Here is a 16,363-nt window from a genome sequence, read left to right on the forward strand (position 1 = left end):
CGGAAAAAGCGCCGGTCAACCGCGGATAATTTGAAACATACCGATTCCGCCAATTTCAACCCGGTCCGCCTCTTTCAGTTTCCGCCCTCTTCTTTGCTCCGGTTCTCCATTGACGAGCACTTCATGTTCGGTTAAAAACCATTTTGCCATTCCGCCGCTTTGAATGATATCCGCAAATTTTAAAAATTGGCCAAGCGTAATGGTATCTGTTGAGATTTTTACATTTTTTGCCATTTCTTCACTCTTTTCATGTACTCACTAACATATTATTTTACTAAAAATCAGGCAGAAACACAAAGCATAACAAGGCATTCCCGTTGCCGCCCGCTATTTTTCTCATGCAACGGAGATGAAAAAAGCCTGTTTTTCAACAGGCATTTTTCATCAATACGTCCTTACCGGCAAAATCAGCTGCAATGTCGTATCATCATTTACCGGCCGGATGATAAATGGCCTCATCGCACCGGTAAAACGGATGGTGATTTCCGTTCCCTCGAGCGCTCTTAACGCGTCCATCATATATTTGGAACTAAACGAGATTTTTAATTCTTCCCCTTCAATGGATTTACAGTTTACCCTGTCCGTCACTTTCCCGATTTCCGGCGAATTGGATGTGATTTCAATCGTGCCCGGGATATCCGTAACGGATGAAAGTTTCACGACATTTGCGTTTTGCCCCTCTTTTGCGAGTAACGATGCCCTGTCAATGGCTTGCAGAAACTCTTTTGTATTCACAACGATTTCCGTTTTTCCATCTGTCGGGATCAGCCGTGATGTATCCGGGTAATTTCCTTCCAGCAGACGAGAGAAAAACAATAAATGCTTTGCTTTAAATAAAACCTGATTATCCGTTATGACAATTCCCACCGGTTCATTCGAATCCGGCAAAATTTTATTCAACTCATTTAAACTTTTCCCCGGAATTACAATATTATACTCGGCATCTGCGGCCGTTTCGATTTCCGCTGTCCTTTGCGCCAGGCGGTGGCTGTCTGTTGCAATACAGTTCAACCTGCTGCCTTTAATGCTCCAGTTTACACCTGTCAAGATCGGGCGGGTTTCCGCGGTGGAAACGGCAAATACCGTTTGCCGGATCAGATTTTTTAAAATATCTGCCGGAATTCGGATCACTTTGTCTTCCGTAATTTGCGGCAAATGCGGGTACTCTTCCGCATCAAGCCCGTTTAAATTAAAGTTGGATTTGCCTGAACGGATGATGGTCTGGAATTGATTGGCCACTTCTATCTCCACAATATCCATTGGCAGCTTTTTGACCAGTTCCCCAAAAATTTTTGCCTGCAGCACAATGCCGCCTGTTTGCTGAATGACAGCAATTTCATCCCCGTCTTCTTCTTTTGGCACAAATGACTCAATTGAAATATCGGAATCACTGCCTGTAAACGTGATCCCTTCTTCTGAAGCGGTAATTTTAATGCCGGTTAAAATCGGAATCGTGGTTCTGGACGTAATGGCTTTTGACACATCTTGGACACTTTCGATTAGGCGGTTCCGCAAAATAGAAAATTTCATGGTTATTCCTCCATCGTGTGACGCATATACTTATACTTAATCTTTTTTTAAAAAACAGTAGTACTAGTAATAGGGGTTGTGAACATGTGGATAACGTTGCCGGTGCAATGAAATACAGTCTATCCACATGTGGACAGACTGTTCATACATTATCCGTTGTTATGCACAATATGCTCTAGCCCGCTTTTTGAACCGTGGGCTACCCATTTTTCAGCAAATTTTGCAGTTCTTCAATTTTCTTTTGAAATTGCGCATCCGTTTGAATCAAATTGGCAATTTTCTCATGGGCATGGATCACGGTTGTATGATCTCTCCCGCCGAACTCCTCCCCGATTTTCGGCAGCGAAAAATCCGTCAGTTCCCTTGATAAATACATGGCAATCTGGCGCGGAAATGCAACGGATTTCGTGCGCTTTTTCGCTTTAAAATCTTCCATTTTCACATGGTATTCTTCCCCGACAACTTTTTGAATGTCCTCGATCGTAATCGTTTTTGGCTTGGCGCTTGGGATGATATCTTTCAGTGCTTCTGCGGCAAGGTCGGCATTGATATCCTTATTGATCAGCGAAGAATAGGCGACAACACGGATCAATGCGCCTTCCAGTTCACGGATGTTCGTGTCAATTTGATTCGCGATGTAAAGCATCACTTCGTTCGGAATATCCAAACCGTCCGCTTTCGCCTTTTTTCGCAAAATGGCGATGCGCGTCTCAAGGTCAGGCGGTGTGATGTCTGTGATTAATCCCCACTCAAACCGCGAACGCAGCCTTTCTTCAAGCGTCGGGATTTCTTTCGGGGGCCGGTCGCTTGAAATGACGATTTGCTTGCTCTCCTCATGCAGCGCATTAAATGTATGGAAAAATTCTTCCTGCGTGGATTCTTTTCCGGCGAGAAACTGAATATCATCTATCAGAAGGATATCCACATTCCGGTATTTGTTCCGGAATTCGCCTCCTTTATTGTCCCGGATGGAATTGATGAATTCATTCGTGAATTTTTCAGAAGACAAATACACCACTTTGGCTTTTGGATTATGCTCTAGTACATAGTGGCCGATCGCATGCATTAAATGCGTTTTTCCAAGGCCCACCCCGCCGTATATGAACAACGGGTTATAGGCTTTTGCCGGCGCTTCGGCAACGGCAAGGGAAGCAGCGTGTGCAAAACGGTTACCGGAACCAATGACAAAGGTATCGAATGTATACTTTGGAATCAACATACTCTGATAGTCGCGGGTATCATTCAATTTTTCCGCTGATTTTTTCGGGGACGGGAACAGTTCCGGTTCATCACTGTCCTGCTGTTGCGGAATAACGAATTTAATTTCAAGCTCTTCTCCGGTTATGTCGTACAAGACCGTTGTGATGAGCGGAATATAATGGCCCTCCAGCCAATCCCTGGCAAATTCATTCGGCACGGAAATGACAAACGTATCGTTTTTGAGCGAGTATGCCTTCGTCGATTTCAGCCAGGTGTCAAAGCTGGGTTTACTGATCTTTTTTTCAATCACGGACAATGCTTTTTCCCAAAGATCAGCGATATTTTCCAACGCCAATCCCTCCTTTTTATCAAACGAAAAATAACCATTCTCTCTGTCTGTGTAACAATGTTTCGGCGAAGGTTACGGCCATTTATAAACATGCATATGTTTGTATAGTGGAAAAATATATAATAAGGAATAAATACGGTTTTTCGACAGCATCCACCAATTGTGGACAACTTTACTCCATTGGTCTGGATAAACTGTCCACAAGTTATCCACAAACTGTGGATGAACAAGTTATGCACAACCGGTTATTCAGGGTTAAAACACAATAATCATAACAGATAATCTTAGGTGTTGCAATGATCTTTGTAAATTATCCACAATTCGCAAAAGGTGTGAAAAAACATTATCCACACGCTCTGAATTTGTGTGAAACTTGTCAATAATTGTTGTGGACAGTTAAAAATTCACCGAAAAATTATCCACATACCGGATATGTGGAAAAATGGCGGCTGATGACAAAGGGTGATCATCATGTCCCGTTCTTTTCGGAAACCCGAGCCGTTTTGACCGGAAAAGCAAGGAAGCGGAACCGGAAAAACGGCTCGTTATTTCTGCGGGAAAATGAAAGTCTGGTACGTGAGAAGTTTTGAAGAGCCTTGACAAGCAGGAAAGTTCGTCATTATAATGATATAGACTGTCGTTTATCATTCGAACGAATTCCCTCGAGGAGGTGTCATACATGAAAAGAACTTATCAGCCTAATAAAAGAAAAAGAAGCAAAGTCCACGGCTTCCGTGCGCGCATGAGTACAAAAAACGGCCGCAAAGTATTGGCAAGACGGCGCCGCAAAGGAAGAAAAGTATTATCCGCATAACCACTGAAAAGTCTCAGTGGTTTTTTTTAACAAAAAAGGCGGTTTCGGGGTCACCGCTTTTTCACTGCATCACTGTTGGCAGGTCAGAAGGAGTATATATGAGAAAATCTTATCGGATAAAAAAAAATACAGAATTTCAGGAGGTTTTCAAGCACGGGAAGTCGTTCGCAAACCGCCAGTTTGTTGTATACGTGCTGGAAAAGGAAAACCGAAAACATTTCAGAATCGGGCTTTCCGTCAGCAAGAAGCTGGGGAATGCCGTCAAAAGAAATCAAATCAAAAGATATATCCGGCAAGTGTTTTTAGAGTTGAAAGAAGACATCCCGCCCGGATATGATTATATTATTATCGCCAGAAAACCGGCGGCCGAGATGAATTACCATGAAGTCAAGAAGAGCTTAATCCATGTCCTGAAAATAGCCCATGTCCTTAAAAAAAGTTAGAATAAAAGAAAGAAGTGCCAGGGCGTGTGGCAGCATCCGGCTGCTTTGGATCATCTAAAAAAGTAAGCGTTTTTTGCTGAAATCTCACACAGGGGAGGACAAACGATTGGGAAAAAAGTTTTTTCTGGCAGGAATGGTACTTGCCCTTGCCGCCGTGATGGCCGGCTGTACGGAATTTAATCAGGATATCACACCGGAAAGCAAAGGAATCTGGAACCAGTATATTGTATATCCCTTATCCTGGCTGATTATAAAGGCAGCCCAATTTCTGGGGGGCAGCTATGGGCTATCCATTATTTTGATTACGATTATCATCCGCCTTGCCATTTTGCCGCTGAATATCACCCAGTTAAAAAGTGCGAAAGCCATGCAGGCACTCCAGCCTGAAATCAAAAAACTGCAGGAAAAATATGCCTCAAAAGATGCGGTAACACGGCAAAAACTCCAGCAGGAAATGATGAAATTGTATCAGGAGTACCATATCAATCCTGCCGCAGGATGCCTGCCGATTTTAATTCAAATGCCGATTTTAATCGGATTTTACCATGCCATCAACCGGACGCCGGCTATCCGCGAATCCGCTTTTCTTTGGTTTGATCTCGGATCCGTGGATTATGTGCTTGCTGTGATTGCCGGAATCACCACCTTTCTCCAGCAAAAAGTGATGATGTCCGGGGGAAATTATGATGCAAATCCGCAAATGAAAATGCAAATGAACATGATGCTTTGGTTTATGCCCATTATGATTATTGTAATCGGCGTGGGGCTCCCGTCCGCGCTGCCGCTGTACTGGATTGTCGGGAACATCTTCATGATTGTCCAGTCGTATTTCATTAAAAGTCCTACTGCAAGTATGCCTGTCCAAAACGCGAAAGCCAGGGGGACGAAAAAATGAAGGAAACGACTTCAACAGGGAAAAATGTAGAAGATGCTGTCAACCAGGCCCTTCGCGAGCTTGAAACGGAAAAAGAAAATGTGGAGATTGAGATTCTTGATGAAGGCAAAAAAGGCATATTCGGTCTGCTCGGCGCGAAACCGGCAGTGGTCCATGTCCGGCTGAAAGAGACGCCGGTTGAGCAAGTGCTCTCATATTTGCGCAATATTATCGAAAAAATGGGGGTTTCCCCCGGCCTTCAATTCGAAGAACATGACCGGACATTGCATATTAACGTGACAGGCGAAAATCTTCCACTGCTGATCGGAAAAAGGGGACAAACATTAAACGCTTTGCAGTTTCTCACGCAGCTGGCAGCGAACCGGTATTATCCGCATTATGAAAGAGTGATGCTCAATATCGGCGATTACCGGAAAAGGCGGGAAGAGGCGCTAACCCGGCTTGCGGAAAGGCTTTCTGCCCAGGTTTTGCGCACCGGACGGCCGGTAAAGCTCGAGCCAATGCCATCCTATGAAAGAAAAATCATCCACAGTGCGCTCGCTCATCATAAACAGGTCATCACCTATTCAGAAGGAAATGAACCAAAACGTTATGTTGTCATTGATTTGGCAAAGCGTTGAACGGCCTCCTTCCGGGAAACCGGGGGAGGCTTTTTTTTAGCCGCACCCTCTGGACGGAAAGCTTTTTTGCCGGTTGAAAAAAACCAGCATATCCACAACCTGGAGCAATCAGCTTTTTCTGCCGTTGTTATTCACATGTGGATAAGTTAAAATGGAATTATCGGCTTTTTGTGGATTGTGGAAAAGAACATATCGCTTGTATTCGCGAAAAAATTTGGTATTCTATTACGTTAGGTGAAAAAAAAGAAAACAGAATGCCAATCTTTTATATAAATGACCAAAAAAGGAAGCGGGGTGAAAAAATGGAAATGGATACAATTGCGGCGATCTCGACGCCGATGGGAGAGGGAGCGATTTCGATTGTCCGGCTAAGCGGCGAAAATGCGATTGCGATTGCGAATCGATTATTTGCAGGTGTCGGCGGAAAAAAACTGGTGGATGTCCCTTCGCACACGATCCATTATGGGAAAATTGTCGACCCGGACACTGGAGAAACCGTTGAGGAAGCGATGGTGAGCGTGATGAAAGCGCCGAAAACGTTCACGCGCGAAGATGTCGTGGAAATCAACTGCCATGGCGGGCTTGTCGCTGTAAACCGGGTATTGCAGCTCGTTTTAAAAAATGGTGCGCGCCTTGCCGAGCCGGGCGAATTTACAAAACGGGCGTTTTTGAACGGACGCATTGATCTCTCACAGGCGGAAGCAGTCATGGATTTAATCCGCGCCAAAACGGATAAAGCGATGAACGTGGCGATCGGCCAGATGGAAGGCAGATTGTCGAAACTGGTCAAAAAGCTGCGCCAGGAAATACTGGAAGTCGTCGCGCATATCGAAGTCAATATTGATTATCCGGAATACGACGATGTTGAAGAGATGACGCACCGCATGCTGAAAGAAAAAGCACAGTACATCAAAAATGAAATTGAAAAACTGTTGCGGACAGCGCATCAGGGAAAAATTTTGCGGGAAGGGTTGTCAACGGCTATTATCGGCCGCCCGAATGTTGGAAAATCATCATTGTTAAACAGCCTTGTCCAGGAAAATAAGGCAATTGTCACCGATATTCCCGGCACGACACGCGATGTGATCGAAGAATACGTCAATGTCCGCGGTGTGCCGCTGCGCCTGATTGACACCGCAGGCATCCGCGAAACAGAAGATATCGTGGAACGAATTGGTGTGGAACGTTCGCGGAAAGCGCTCAAGGAAGCGGATTTGATTTTGCTTGTTATCAACTCATCCGAGCCGCTCAGCCCGGAAGATGAGGCATTGTTTGAAGCGGTGGAAGGCATGGATGTGATTGTCATCTTAAATAAGTGGGACCTGCCGCATCAAGTGGAGATGGAAAGCGTCCGCGAACTTGCACAAGGCGCGAAAATCCTTACCACGTCGCTTGTAACAGAGGAAGGCATGGAAAAATTGGAAGATGCGATTGCTGCGATGTATTTTGAAGGGCAGATGGAAACAGGCGACCTGACATATGTATCAAACAGCCGCCATATTGCGCTTTTGAACCAGGCATTGGAAGCCATTCAAGATGTGCAAAACGGCATTCAATCCAACACCCCGATTGATATCATCCAAATCGACCTGACCCGGACATGGGACCTGCTCGGCGAAATCATCGGCGACACCGTCCAGGAAAGCTTACTGAACCAACTCTTCTCCCAATTCTGCCTCGGGAAATAGAAAAGCGGAGGCGACTGTATAGCGGCGTACGGATTTTGTAGTCTTCGACCGAGATAAAGGAAACACGATGAGCCGGTAGGCGAATCGATGCCCGCTTATCGAAAGGAGAAGACGTAAAAATCCGTACGCCGCCAGGAGCCGCAGCTAGACAAAGAAAAGCGGAGGGCGTTTGCCCGTTGATTTTATAAAATAAAGGAGTGATAAGCATGCGGCAATACGATGCAGGAGACTATGATGTCATTGTAGTCGGCGCCGGGCATGCCGGTTGTGAAGCAGGCCTGGCCGCCGCAAGAATCGGTGCCAAAACGTTAATGATCACGATTAACCTTGATATGATTGCCTACATGCCGTGCAACCCGTCGATCGGCGGTCCGGCAAAAGGGATCGTCGTCCGCGAAATCGATGCACTCGGTGGTGAAATGGGCAGGAATATCGATAAAACCTATATTCAAATGCGGATGCTCAATACCGGAAAAGGGCCGGCCGTTCAGGCGCTCAGGGCCCAGGCGGATAAAGTCGAATACCAGCGTGAAATGAAAAAAACCATCGAAAACCAGGAAAATTTGACGCTTTTGCAAGGGATGGTCGAAGCACTTGTACTTGAAGACGGTGTCTGCAAAGGCGTTGTTACAAAAACCGGCGCAAAATATACAGCCAAAACGGTTGTGCTGACGACCGGCACGTTCCTGCGCGGCGAAATTATTATCGGGGAACTGAAATATTCAAGCGGCCCGAATAACCAGCAGCCTTCCATTGCCCTCGCTGAAAAACTGGAAGAACTCGGCTTTGACCTCGTCCGCTTTAAAACCGGGACGCCACCGCGCGTAAACGGCAAAACGATCGATTACAGCAAAACGGAAATCCAGCCGGGCGATCTGGAACCGCGGGCATTCAGTTATGAAACGACGAAGATGATCACGGACCAGCTTCCTTGCTGGCTGACTTACACCAATGAACGTACCCATGCCATTATTGACGCCAATCTCGGCCGCGCGCCGATGTTTTCCGGCATGATTAAAGGCACCGGGCCGCGTTATTGCCCATCGATTGAAGACAAAGTCGTCCGCTTCCATGACAAGCCCCGCCACCAACTCTTCCTGGAACCGGAAGGCCGCCACACGGAAGAAGTGTATGTACAAGGGCTTTCAACAAGCATGCCGGAAGAAGTGCAAAGAGAAATTTTGGCCTCCATTGAAGGGCTGGAGCATGCAAAAATGATGCGCCCCGGTTATGCAATTGAATATGATGCGATCACGCCGACGCAGTTGTGGCCGACACTCGAAACGAAAAAAGTGAAGAACCTTTATACAGCCGGCCAAATCAACGGGACGTCCGGTTACGAAGAAGCAGCCGGGCAGGGGATTATTGCAGGCATCAACGCAGCGCAAAGAGCAATGGGGAAAGAAGAACTTGTCCTTGGCCGTTCCGATGCTTATATCGGTGTTTTAATTGATGACCTGGTCACAAAAGGAACACGCGAACCGTACCGCCTTTTAACCTCCCGTGCTGAATATCGCCTGCTGTTGCGCCATGACAATGCGGATCTAAGGCTGACTGAAATCGGCTATCAAATTGGCTTGATTTCCGAAGAACGTTACCGGAAATTTACGGCGAAAAAACAGGCGATTGAAGCGGAAATCAAGCGTTTGAAATCCGTCATTCTGAAACCGGATGAAAAAACACAGACACTGATCCGGGAAGCAGGAGGAAGCGAACTGAAAGACGGCATCCACGCCGCTGATCTCCTGAAACGGCCGGAAATGCGGTATGAACATATCAAAGCGCTTGTGCCGCCTGAAATGGAACTTTCGCCTGAAGTGGAAGAACAGGTGGAAATCCAGATCAAATATGAAGGCTATATCGCAAAATCATTGCAGCAAGTGGAACGGATGAAAAAGCTGGAAGACAAAAAAATCCCGTCTGATATTGATTATGATGCGATCCACGGGCTGGCAACGGAAGCGCGCCAAAAATTAAACAAAGTGCGCCCGATCTCGATTGCCCAGGCATCGCGCATTTCCGGCGTAAATCCGGCTGATATTTCAATTTTGCTTGTCTACATTGAACAGGGGAAAATTGCAAAAATCCCTGGATAAGGCATGAAGCCCGGGTTTTTCCGGCTTCTCCCTTTTTTTACATATCAACCGAAAGGATGGAAAAATGGACAGCGGACAATTCATTCCATTATTGGCTGAAAAAGGCATCACCTTAAGCGGGGAACAAAAGCAGCAGTTTGAAACGTATTATGAATGGCTTGTTGACTGGAACAACAAGATGAACTTAACGGCGATTACGGAAAAAGGGGAAGTGTATCTCAAACATTTTTATGATTCGCTGACAGCCGCCTTTTTTACCGATTTTAACGGCCCACTGCACGTTTGTGATGTCGGCGCCGGCGCCGGCTTTCCGGGCATCCCGTTAAAAATCTGTTTTCCGGAAATCCGGCTTTCGATTGTCGATTCATTGCAAAAACGGATTACGTTTCTCGGCCATTTAACAGAAGCGCTCGGCTTAAAAGAAGTTTCTCTTTTTCACGACAGGGCTGAAACTTTTGCCAAAAAACCGGAACACCGCGAACAATATGATGTGGTCATGGCAAGGGCGGTTGCCAGAATGTCCGTCCTCTCCGAACTGTGCCTGCCGCTTGTGAAACCCGGTGGCAGATTTATCGCGATGAAAGCCCAGCATGCCAAAGAAGAGCTCGAAAAAGCGGAAAAAGCGATCCGTCTCCTCGGCGGAAAAACGGAGAACGTATACCACTTTACCTTGCCGGTTGAAGAAAGTGAAAGAAACCTCATTGTCGTCAAAAAGGTAAAGAAAACGCCGAAAAAATACCCCCGCAAGCCGGGAACCCCGGCAAAACTCCCGCTTGAATAAGGCGGGCGTTTTACCGTGCCGGAAATCGGGATGATGCGCTAAAATGAGAGAGATTGTTCGAAAAATCGCCGGGAGTTTGGCAGGAACTTGTCTTATAATAGAGAATAAGTAGTTAGGGAGAATTTATAAGGTGGTGTACAGTGAATGAAGCATCCTTTCTCTCGTTTTTTCGGAGTGGAGGAAGAAATCGGAGAAGAAGAACTGGAAGCAGAGAATGAAAATGAAGAGATTAAAAATATCTCCGTCTCCTGTATTATTCCGAACCGGTTTCAGCCACGGACCATTTTTAATGAAGAGAAAATAGATGAACTTGCAAGAACGATCCACACCCATGGCATCATCCAGCCAATCGTTGTCCGCGAATACGAAGCAGGCCAGTATGAAATCATTGCGGGGGAAAGAAGATTCCGGGCTGTCCGGAAACTGGGCTGGGAAACTGTGCCTGCCATCATAAAAAATATGAGCGATACAGAAACAGCCTCGATTGCTTTAATTGAGAACCTGCAACGCGAAGAACTGACGCCGATTGAAGAAGCGATGGCTTACGGAAAACTTTTGGAGCTTCACCATTTGACCCAGGAAGCACTGGCACAGCGCCTTGGCAAAGGGCAATCAACGGTTGCAAATAAACTGCGCCTTTTGAAATTGCCCCCGGAAGTGCAGGAAGCCCTTTTGCAAAAACAGATCACGGAACGCCATGCACGGGCATTGATTCCTTTAAAAGAGGCAGAAAAACAGGTTCGCGTCCTCAATGAAATACTCGCAAAAAATTTAAATGTGAAACAAACGGAAGAGTATGTTACCCGTATGATGAATAAGCCGGAAAAAAAAGCAAAGCCGCGCAGACAGGCGTTCAGCAAAGATATGCGCATTGCTGTCAATACGATCCGCCAGTCTGTTTCGATGGTGACCGATTCCGGGATCAATCTCGATTCAAAAGAAGAAGATTTCGAGGACTACTATCAAATTACGATCCGGATCCCGAAAAAGGCGAAATCCTAATAAAAGAAACTTGGATGACAGGTTTCTTTTTTTCAGGTGCAGGTCATTTCCTATCCTATTCCGATAAAATAAAACCGGCTTACGCCCGCCAGGTTTGTGCTGCCTGCCTTAGCTTTACAAAGCCCTTTTTCCTGGTTTCGGCGGTGGTCCTGCGTTCTTTTTTAGCATGGGCGCAAGCTTTGGCATGGAAGCCGCGCCTCCTGATTTCCAACTGCCGAAAAAACTTGAAACAACCTTTTTTCGGTTTACAGTAAACGAATCTTGCAAACTTTGATACAATAAAGTTACGTGTTTGCCGTTTCTGCAAATGCAGACGGGCCGTGACTAGCGTGACAAAAAAGGTAGGTGGCAACCGTGGGAAAAGTGATTTCTATCGCCAATCAAAAAGGAGGCGTAGGAAAAACAACCACTTCTGTCAACTTGGGTGCCTGCTTAGCATACATCGGGAAGAAGGTTTTGCTTGTCGATACCGACCCCCAGGGAAATGCAACAAGCGGAGCCGGAATTGATAAAGGCGAAGTTCAGCAGTGTATTTATGATGTGTTAGTGGAAGATGCGAATATAAAGGAAGTAATCAGGGCAACGGCCGTGGACGGGCTTTATTCCGTGCCGGCAACGATTCAACTGGCGGGAGCGGAGATTGAACTGGTTCCGACCATTTCAAGGGAAGTCAGGTTAAAGCGGGCGATCAGCGCCATTAAAGACGATTATGATTATATTATCATTGACTGCCCTCCCTCTCTCGGCCTATTGACGTTAAATGCGCTAACCGCGTCGGATGCCGTCATTATCCCCGTCCAGTGCGAATATTACGCTTTGGAAGGGTTAAGCCAGCTGCTCAGCACGGTCAGGCTTGTCCAAAAGCATTTGAATCACAATCTGATGATTGACGGCGTGCTGCTGACGATGCTAGATGCCCGTACCAACTTAGGACTCCAAGTCATTGAAGAAGTGAAAAAATATTTCAGGGACAAAGTGTACCGTACCATTATCCCCCGCAATATCCGGTTAAGCGAAGCACCGAGCCACGGACAGCCGATTATTCTTTACGACCCGAAATCGCGCGGTGCGGAAGTGTATTTAGACTTAGCAAAGGAAGTGGCGGCAAATGGCTAAAGGGCTTGGAAAAGGCATTAACGCGTTGTTTGCCAATATGGACGTTGACAAAGAAGATGCCGTGCAGGAAGTCAATATTAAAGAATTGCGCCCGAATCCTTATCAGCCGCGGAAGAATTTTGAACCCGAAGCGCTTAATGAATTAAAAGAATCCATTCTCCAGCATGGCATCTTGCAGCCGCTTATTGTGCGCAAGAGCATTAAAGGATACGAAATCATTGTCGGGGAACGGAGATACAGAGCCGCAAAAGAAGCAAAACTTACGACGGTGCCGGTTGTCGTCCGCGATTTAAACGACCGGCAGATGATGGAATTTGCTGTGCTCGAGAACCTGCAGCGGGAAGATTTAACGCCGATTGAAGAAGCCAATGCGTACCAGTTTTTGCTTGAGAAACTAAATGTCACACAGGACGAGCTGGCGAAACGGCTCGGAAAAAGCCGGCCCTATATTGCCAATCACCTCCGTATTTTGTCTTTGCCGGTCAGCATCCAGGAGGCCATGTCTAAAGGCAAACTTTCGATGGGACACGGCCGTACGCTGCTTGGCCTGGAAAAGAAAGAAAAAATGGAGGAAATTGCGGAAAAGGTTATTGCCGAAGGATTAAGTGTCCGCCAGCTGGAAAAGCTTGTCCAGCAGCTGAACCGGAATGTTTCACGTGAAACGAAGAAAGACAAGCAGGAAAAAGATATTTTTATCCAGGAACACGAAACGGTTCTGCGCGAAAAGTTTGGGACAACCGTCCATATTAAGCGGACAAAGAAAAAAGGAAAAATTGAAATTGAATTTATGTCCAATGAAGATTTAGAGCGGATTTTACAATTGCTGGATGCCGGTTTTGAACAGGAACCGTAACGATATACAAAGATAAAGAGATAAAAACGGGTGAAAAAGATGGTATTGCTGGGGACAATTGTAAACGGGCTGAGCATTGTGGTCGGTTCTTTTATCGGAAGGCTGTTAAACCATATTCCGGAGCAAATGAAAGGCACCGTGATGCAGGCGATCGGGCTTGCGGTGATGGTGCTGGGGCTCGGAATGGGGCTGAAAAGTGAACAGTATATTATCGTAATATTAAGCCTTGTGATTGGCGCAGTCATCGGCGAAATGCTGCGGCTCGAAGCCCATTTGAACGGGCTCGGTGCCTGGCTGGAAAAAAAGTTTGGAAACAGCGGACAGGGCAGTACGGCCGAAGCCTTTGTGACGGCAACGCTCGTTTTTGTGATTGGCGCGATGGCCATTCTCGGAGCATTGGACAGCGGAATCAGGGGCGACCATACGGTACTGTACACGAAATCTGTTCTGGATGGTTTCACAGCACTGATCTTATCTTCAACCCTCGGTTTTGGGGTGATTTTTTCGGTTGTTCCGGTGATCCTTTATGAAGGTGCCATTGCGTTATTTGCCACGCAAATTAACCGGCTTGTCCCAGCACCGGTGCTGCATTCGTTTATTACCGAAATGACGGCAACCGGCGGAATTATGATTTTTGCTATCGGTTTAAATATTGCGGGGCTTGCCAAAATCAGGGTGGCGAATTTATTGCCGGGCATCGTGGTGGTTGCCGTGCTCATCGGCCTGTTACATGCTTATCATACGGTTTTTGGCTGAATTTTACAGGAATGAAGCAACACCTGTTTATCGGTTGAAGTATGAATGTGAACCGGCAGAAACTTACTGAAGTTGCGGATCCTTTTTGCCGGATCCCGGGCCATACAGGTTGCCGGCTTATTCATTCATCTGATTCCGATTTTTATGGTATAGAAGTTTGCGTTCACCGGGGAATTTCGGATAAACGGTTTCAAAAATGTTGCTGTTTCTGGATCACTTAAATCATTTTCTCCTTCGCCTGTCCGCTGTTCATGGAAATCATGGCGTTTTGATATTGAAGATGCAGATTGGCACGGCTGATGCCTGCAGCGATTAGTTTTGCCATTTTCAGAACAAGATTTAAACGGGTATTCTGAAGGACGGTAAACTCCATAAAACCGCTGATGTTCACAATTCCTGTAATGTGGATGTCGCCAACAGGAGGCAAATCTTTCTTTACACCCGCCCCCGGTTTCACCGGACCGTCGCCGATTTGGATCATGCCGACGCTCTTCATTTTTCCAAGGCAGGCATCGACGGCAATGACGAAGGGGTCGTGGTGCTTTTGATAAATCCTTTCCATATTTTCTTCAAGGTTTAAAGCATGAACCGGCTTATCGAGCGTTCCGTATACGTTGAAGCAGGACAGACCTGTTTCTTCCAAAAAAGTGCCCGTTAAAGGCCCGAGCGAGTCCCCGGTGGAACGATCGGTGCCGATGCAGACCACCACCAATTCCCTGTTTGTACTTTTCGGAAGTGCTGATAAAATATGATTGGATATAATTTCTTTTGCCAGAACATCATCATGAAATACCTTGATACGATTGCCGCTGAATTCCAATTGTCCTTTTCTCAGATTCATATCAGCCACTCCCTCTTTGTAATAGTACCAGTATACGGAAAATCAAAAAAATCTATACATTTAACATATCTCTTTTTTGATACCCGCAACCGGCAGTTTTACACTTGATTCAGCCGCCAATCAAAAAGGTAATTTTTGAAAAGCGGAGCCGGTTGTCGAGCAAGCGCGGTTTTTTTGTTACAATAACGTTAAAAGAAATGAAGGTTGGTGGAATATGGGCCATTTTGAGACATATCTCAAACACCTCACATCCAAGTGGTTAAATGAAGATACATGGATCGAAATCGGGGAGACAGTGCTGAAGATCATTGTGGTGATGCTTGTCGCATCGCTTGTCATTAAATTCGGCAAAAAGGCGATTGGCAAAATTTTTGCAGTCCGTGCCAAAGCCCCTCTCCGGTTTTCAGAGCGGCGCGAGGCCACGTTGTTGCGGCTGATGGTGAACACACTGACCTATCTCGTCTGGTTTGTTGCCATTGTCACGATTTTGTCCATTCTCGGCATCAATGTCCAGGGGCTTCTGGCCGGTGCCGGAATTGTCGGGCTGGCTGTCGGGTTCGGGGCGCAAAGCCTTGTAAAAGACGTTATTTCCGGATTCTTTATTATCTTTGAAGACCAGTTTTCGGTCGGTGATACGGTGCAGGTCGGGAAATACGAAGGCGTTGTGGAAGAAATCGGGCTCAGGACAACAAAAATCAAAAACTGGACCGGCGAATTATACATCATTCCGAACGGCAATATTTCCGAAGTCACCAATTTGTCCATTCATAACAGCGTTGCCGTTGTGGATGTCCGTATTCCGTACGAAGAGGATATCGATAAAGCGGAAGCGGCCATTCAGGAAATACTGGTGTCATTTGCCGGACAGCACGAAGAGGTCGTGACAGAGCCTGAACTGTTGGGCGTCCAGCAGCTCGGCACCACGGATGTTACACTCAGGGTGGTAGCGGAAACCCTCCCGATGGCACACTGGTATATTGCGAGAGTGCTGAAAAAAGAAATTAAAAAAGCATTGGACGAAAATCGCATCCATGCACCTTATCCGAAAATGGTGACTTATTCCCGTACTGAGAAAGAAGAGGCATTGGCCGGCCAATTTCTAAAGGGGGATGAACATGGAAGATAAAAATTTCGGGTTGTATGATATTGTGGAAATGAAAAAGCAGCATCCGTGCGGCACAAACCGCTGGAAAATTATCCGGATGGGGGCGGATATCCGCATTAAATGTGAAGGATGTGGACATAGCGTGCTGCTGCCACGCAGGGAATTTGCCCGCAAACTGAAAAAAATCCTCGTTAAGCACGAAGAAGCATAGCCCTTTTATGGGTGTCTTTTTTTGGGAGCCGGGGTGCGGTTAAAATAAGGCCGGCAAACGAAA

The 16,363-nt window shown here is 46.3% G+C and carries 17 protein-coding genes; 13 read left to right on the forward strand and 4 right to left on the reverse strand.

Annotation, left to right across the window (positions count from 1 at the left end; translation table 11 throughout):
* Positions 1–15 precede the first annotated feature (15 nt).
* From yaaA to dnaA, 3 genes are all read right to left on the reverse strand, one after another.
* Positions 16–234 carry a S4 domain-containing protein YaaA gene (gene yaaA, locus ABR335_RS00495; protein WP_014096601.1) on the reverse strand — a complete coding sequence of 73 codons (219 nt, stop codon included), beginning with the start codon at positions 232–234 and terminating at the stop codon, positions 16–18.
* 150 nt (positions 235–384) lie between these two features.
* A complete protein-coding gene (gene dnaN / locus ABR335_RS00500) occupies positions 385–1,530 on the reverse strand; it encodes a DNA polymerase III subunit beta (protein ID WP_035183064.1) in 1,146 nt (381 codons plus the stop codon).
* A 199-nt stretch (positions 1,531–1,729) separates the two neighbouring features.
* A complete protein-coding gene (gene dnaA, locus ABR335_RS00505; RefSeq protein ID WP_014096603.1) occupies positions 1,730–3,079 on the reverse strand; it encodes a chromosomal replication initiator protein DnaA in 1,350 nt (449 codons plus the stop codon).
* 679 nt (positions 3,080–3,758) lie between these two features.
* Between dnaA and rpmH the strand changes: the two genes are divergently transcribed.
* The 11 genes from rpmH to ABR335_RS00560 all read left to right on the forward strand — a co-directional run bounded on the left by rpmH (position 3,759) and on the right by ABR335_RS00560 (position 14,143).
* The gene (gene rpmH, locus ABR335_RS00510; RefSeq protein WP_003397591.1) at positions 3,759–3,893 is read left to right on the forward strand and encodes a 50S ribosomal protein L34; all 135 of its coding nucleotides are present in this window, start codon (positions 3,759–3,761) and stop codon (positions 3,891–3,893) included.
* 98 nt (positions 3,894–3,991) lie between these two features.
* Positions 3,992–4,336 carry a ribonuclease P protein component gene (rnpA, locus tag ABR335_RS00515; protein ID WP_014096604.1) on the forward strand — a complete coding sequence of 115 codons (345 nt, stop codon included), beginning with the start codon at positions 3,992–3,994 and terminating at the stop codon, positions 4,334–4,336.
* Between the two features lie 106 nt (positions 4,337–4,442).
* Positions 4,443–5,231 (forward strand): membrane protein insertase YidC, encoded by a 789-nt coding sequence (gene yidC, locus ABR335_RS00520; RefSeq protein ID WP_014096605.1) that lies wholly within the window; start codon positions 4,443–4,445, stop codon positions 5,229–5,231.
* Positions 5,228–5,851: an RNA-binding cell elongation regulator Jag/EloR gene (gene jag, locus ABR335_RS00525; protein ID WP_014096606.1), complete on the forward strand. Its 624-nt coding sequence runs from the start codon at positions 5,228–5,230 to the stop codon at positions 5,849–5,851. The genes yidC and jag overlap by 4 nt, the downstream gene beginning before the upstream one ends.
* A gap of 302 nt (positions 5,852–6,153) precedes the next feature.
* Entirely contained in the window at positions 6,154–7,539 is a 1,386-nt protein-coding gene (gene mnmE, locus ABR335_RS00530) for a tRNA uridine-5-carboxymethylaminomethyl(34) synthesis GTPase MnmE (RefSeq protein WP_014096607.1), read from the forward strand.
* 206 nt (positions 7,540–7,745) lie between these two features.
* Positions 7,746–9,635: a tRNA uridine-5-carboxymethylaminomethyl(34) synthesis enzyme MnmG gene (gene mnmG, locus ABR335_RS00535; protein ID WP_350346400.1), complete on the forward strand. Its 1,890-nt coding sequence runs from the start codon at positions 7,746–7,748 to the stop codon at positions 9,633–9,635.
* A 64-nt stretch (positions 9,636–9,699) separates the two neighbouring features.
* Positions 9,700–10,416 carry a 16S rRNA (guanine(527)-N(7))-methyltransferase RsmG gene (rsmG, locus tag ABR335_RS00540; RefSeq protein WP_350346401.1) on the forward strand — a complete coding sequence of 239 codons (717 nt, stop codon included), beginning with the start codon at positions 9,700–9,702 and terminating at the stop codon, positions 10,414–10,416.
* A 144-nt stretch (positions 10,417–10,560) separates the two neighbouring features.
* Positions 10,561–11,418 carry a nucleoid occlusion protein gene (gene noc, locus ABR335_RS00545; RefSeq protein WP_014096610.1) on the forward strand — a complete coding sequence of 286 codons (858 nt, stop codon included), beginning with the start codon at positions 10,561–10,563 and terminating at the stop codon, positions 11,416–11,418.
* Between the two features lie 354 nt (positions 11,419–11,772).
* Entirely contained in the window at positions 11,773–12,534 is a 762-nt protein-coding gene (locus ABR335_RS00550) for a ParA family protein (protein ID WP_017550668.1), read from the forward strand.
* A complete protein-coding gene (locus tag ABR335_RS00555) occupies positions 12,527–13,387 on the forward strand; it encodes a ParB/RepB/Spo0J family partition protein (protein ID WP_026683511.1) in 861 nt (286 codons plus the stop codon). The genes ABR335_RS00550 and ABR335_RS00555 overlap by 8 nt, the downstream gene beginning before the upstream one ends.
* A gap of 39 nt (positions 13,388–13,426) precedes the next feature.
* Positions 13,427–14,143, forward strand: coding sequence for a DUF554 domain-containing protein (locus tag ABR335_RS00560; RefSeq protein WP_026104532.1), 717 nt, complete (start codon positions 13,427–13,429; stop codon positions 14,141–14,143).
* Positions 14,144–14,360: 217 nt separating this feature from the next.
* Here the strand turns inward: ABR335_RS00560 and yyaC are convergent, their stop codons facing one another.
* Positions 14,361–14,984, reverse strand: coding sequence for a spore protease YyaC (yyaC, locus tag ABR335_RS00565; protein WP_017550665.1), 624 nt, complete (start codon positions 14,982–14,984; stop codon positions 14,361–14,363).
* A gap of 214 nt (positions 14,985–15,198) precedes the next feature.
* Between yyaC and ABR335_RS00570 the strand changes: the two genes are divergently transcribed.
* Together ABR335_RS00570 and ABR335_RS00575 are read left to right on the forward strand one after the other, a co-directional pair.
* On the forward strand, positions 15,199–16,110 hold the full coding sequence (locus ABR335_RS00570; RefSeq protein WP_014096615.1) for a mechanosensitive ion channel family protein: 912 nt from the start codon (positions 15,199–15,201) through the stop codon (positions 16,108–16,110).
* Positions 16,100–16,300, forward strand: a complete 201-nt coding sequence (locus ABR335_RS00575; protein ID WP_013860891.1) for a DUF951 domain-containing protein — start codon at positions 16,100–16,102, stop codon at positions 16,298–16,300. Before ABR335_RS00570 ends, ABR335_RS00575 begins: the two co-directional genes overlap by 11 nt.
* Positions 16,301–16,363 lie beyond the last annotated feature (63 nt).

It is taken from the genome of Heyndrickxia faecalis (assembly GCF_040267745.1).
Lineage (GTDB): Bacteria > Bacillota > Bacilli > Bacillales > Bacillaceae_C > Weizmannia > Weizmannia faecalis.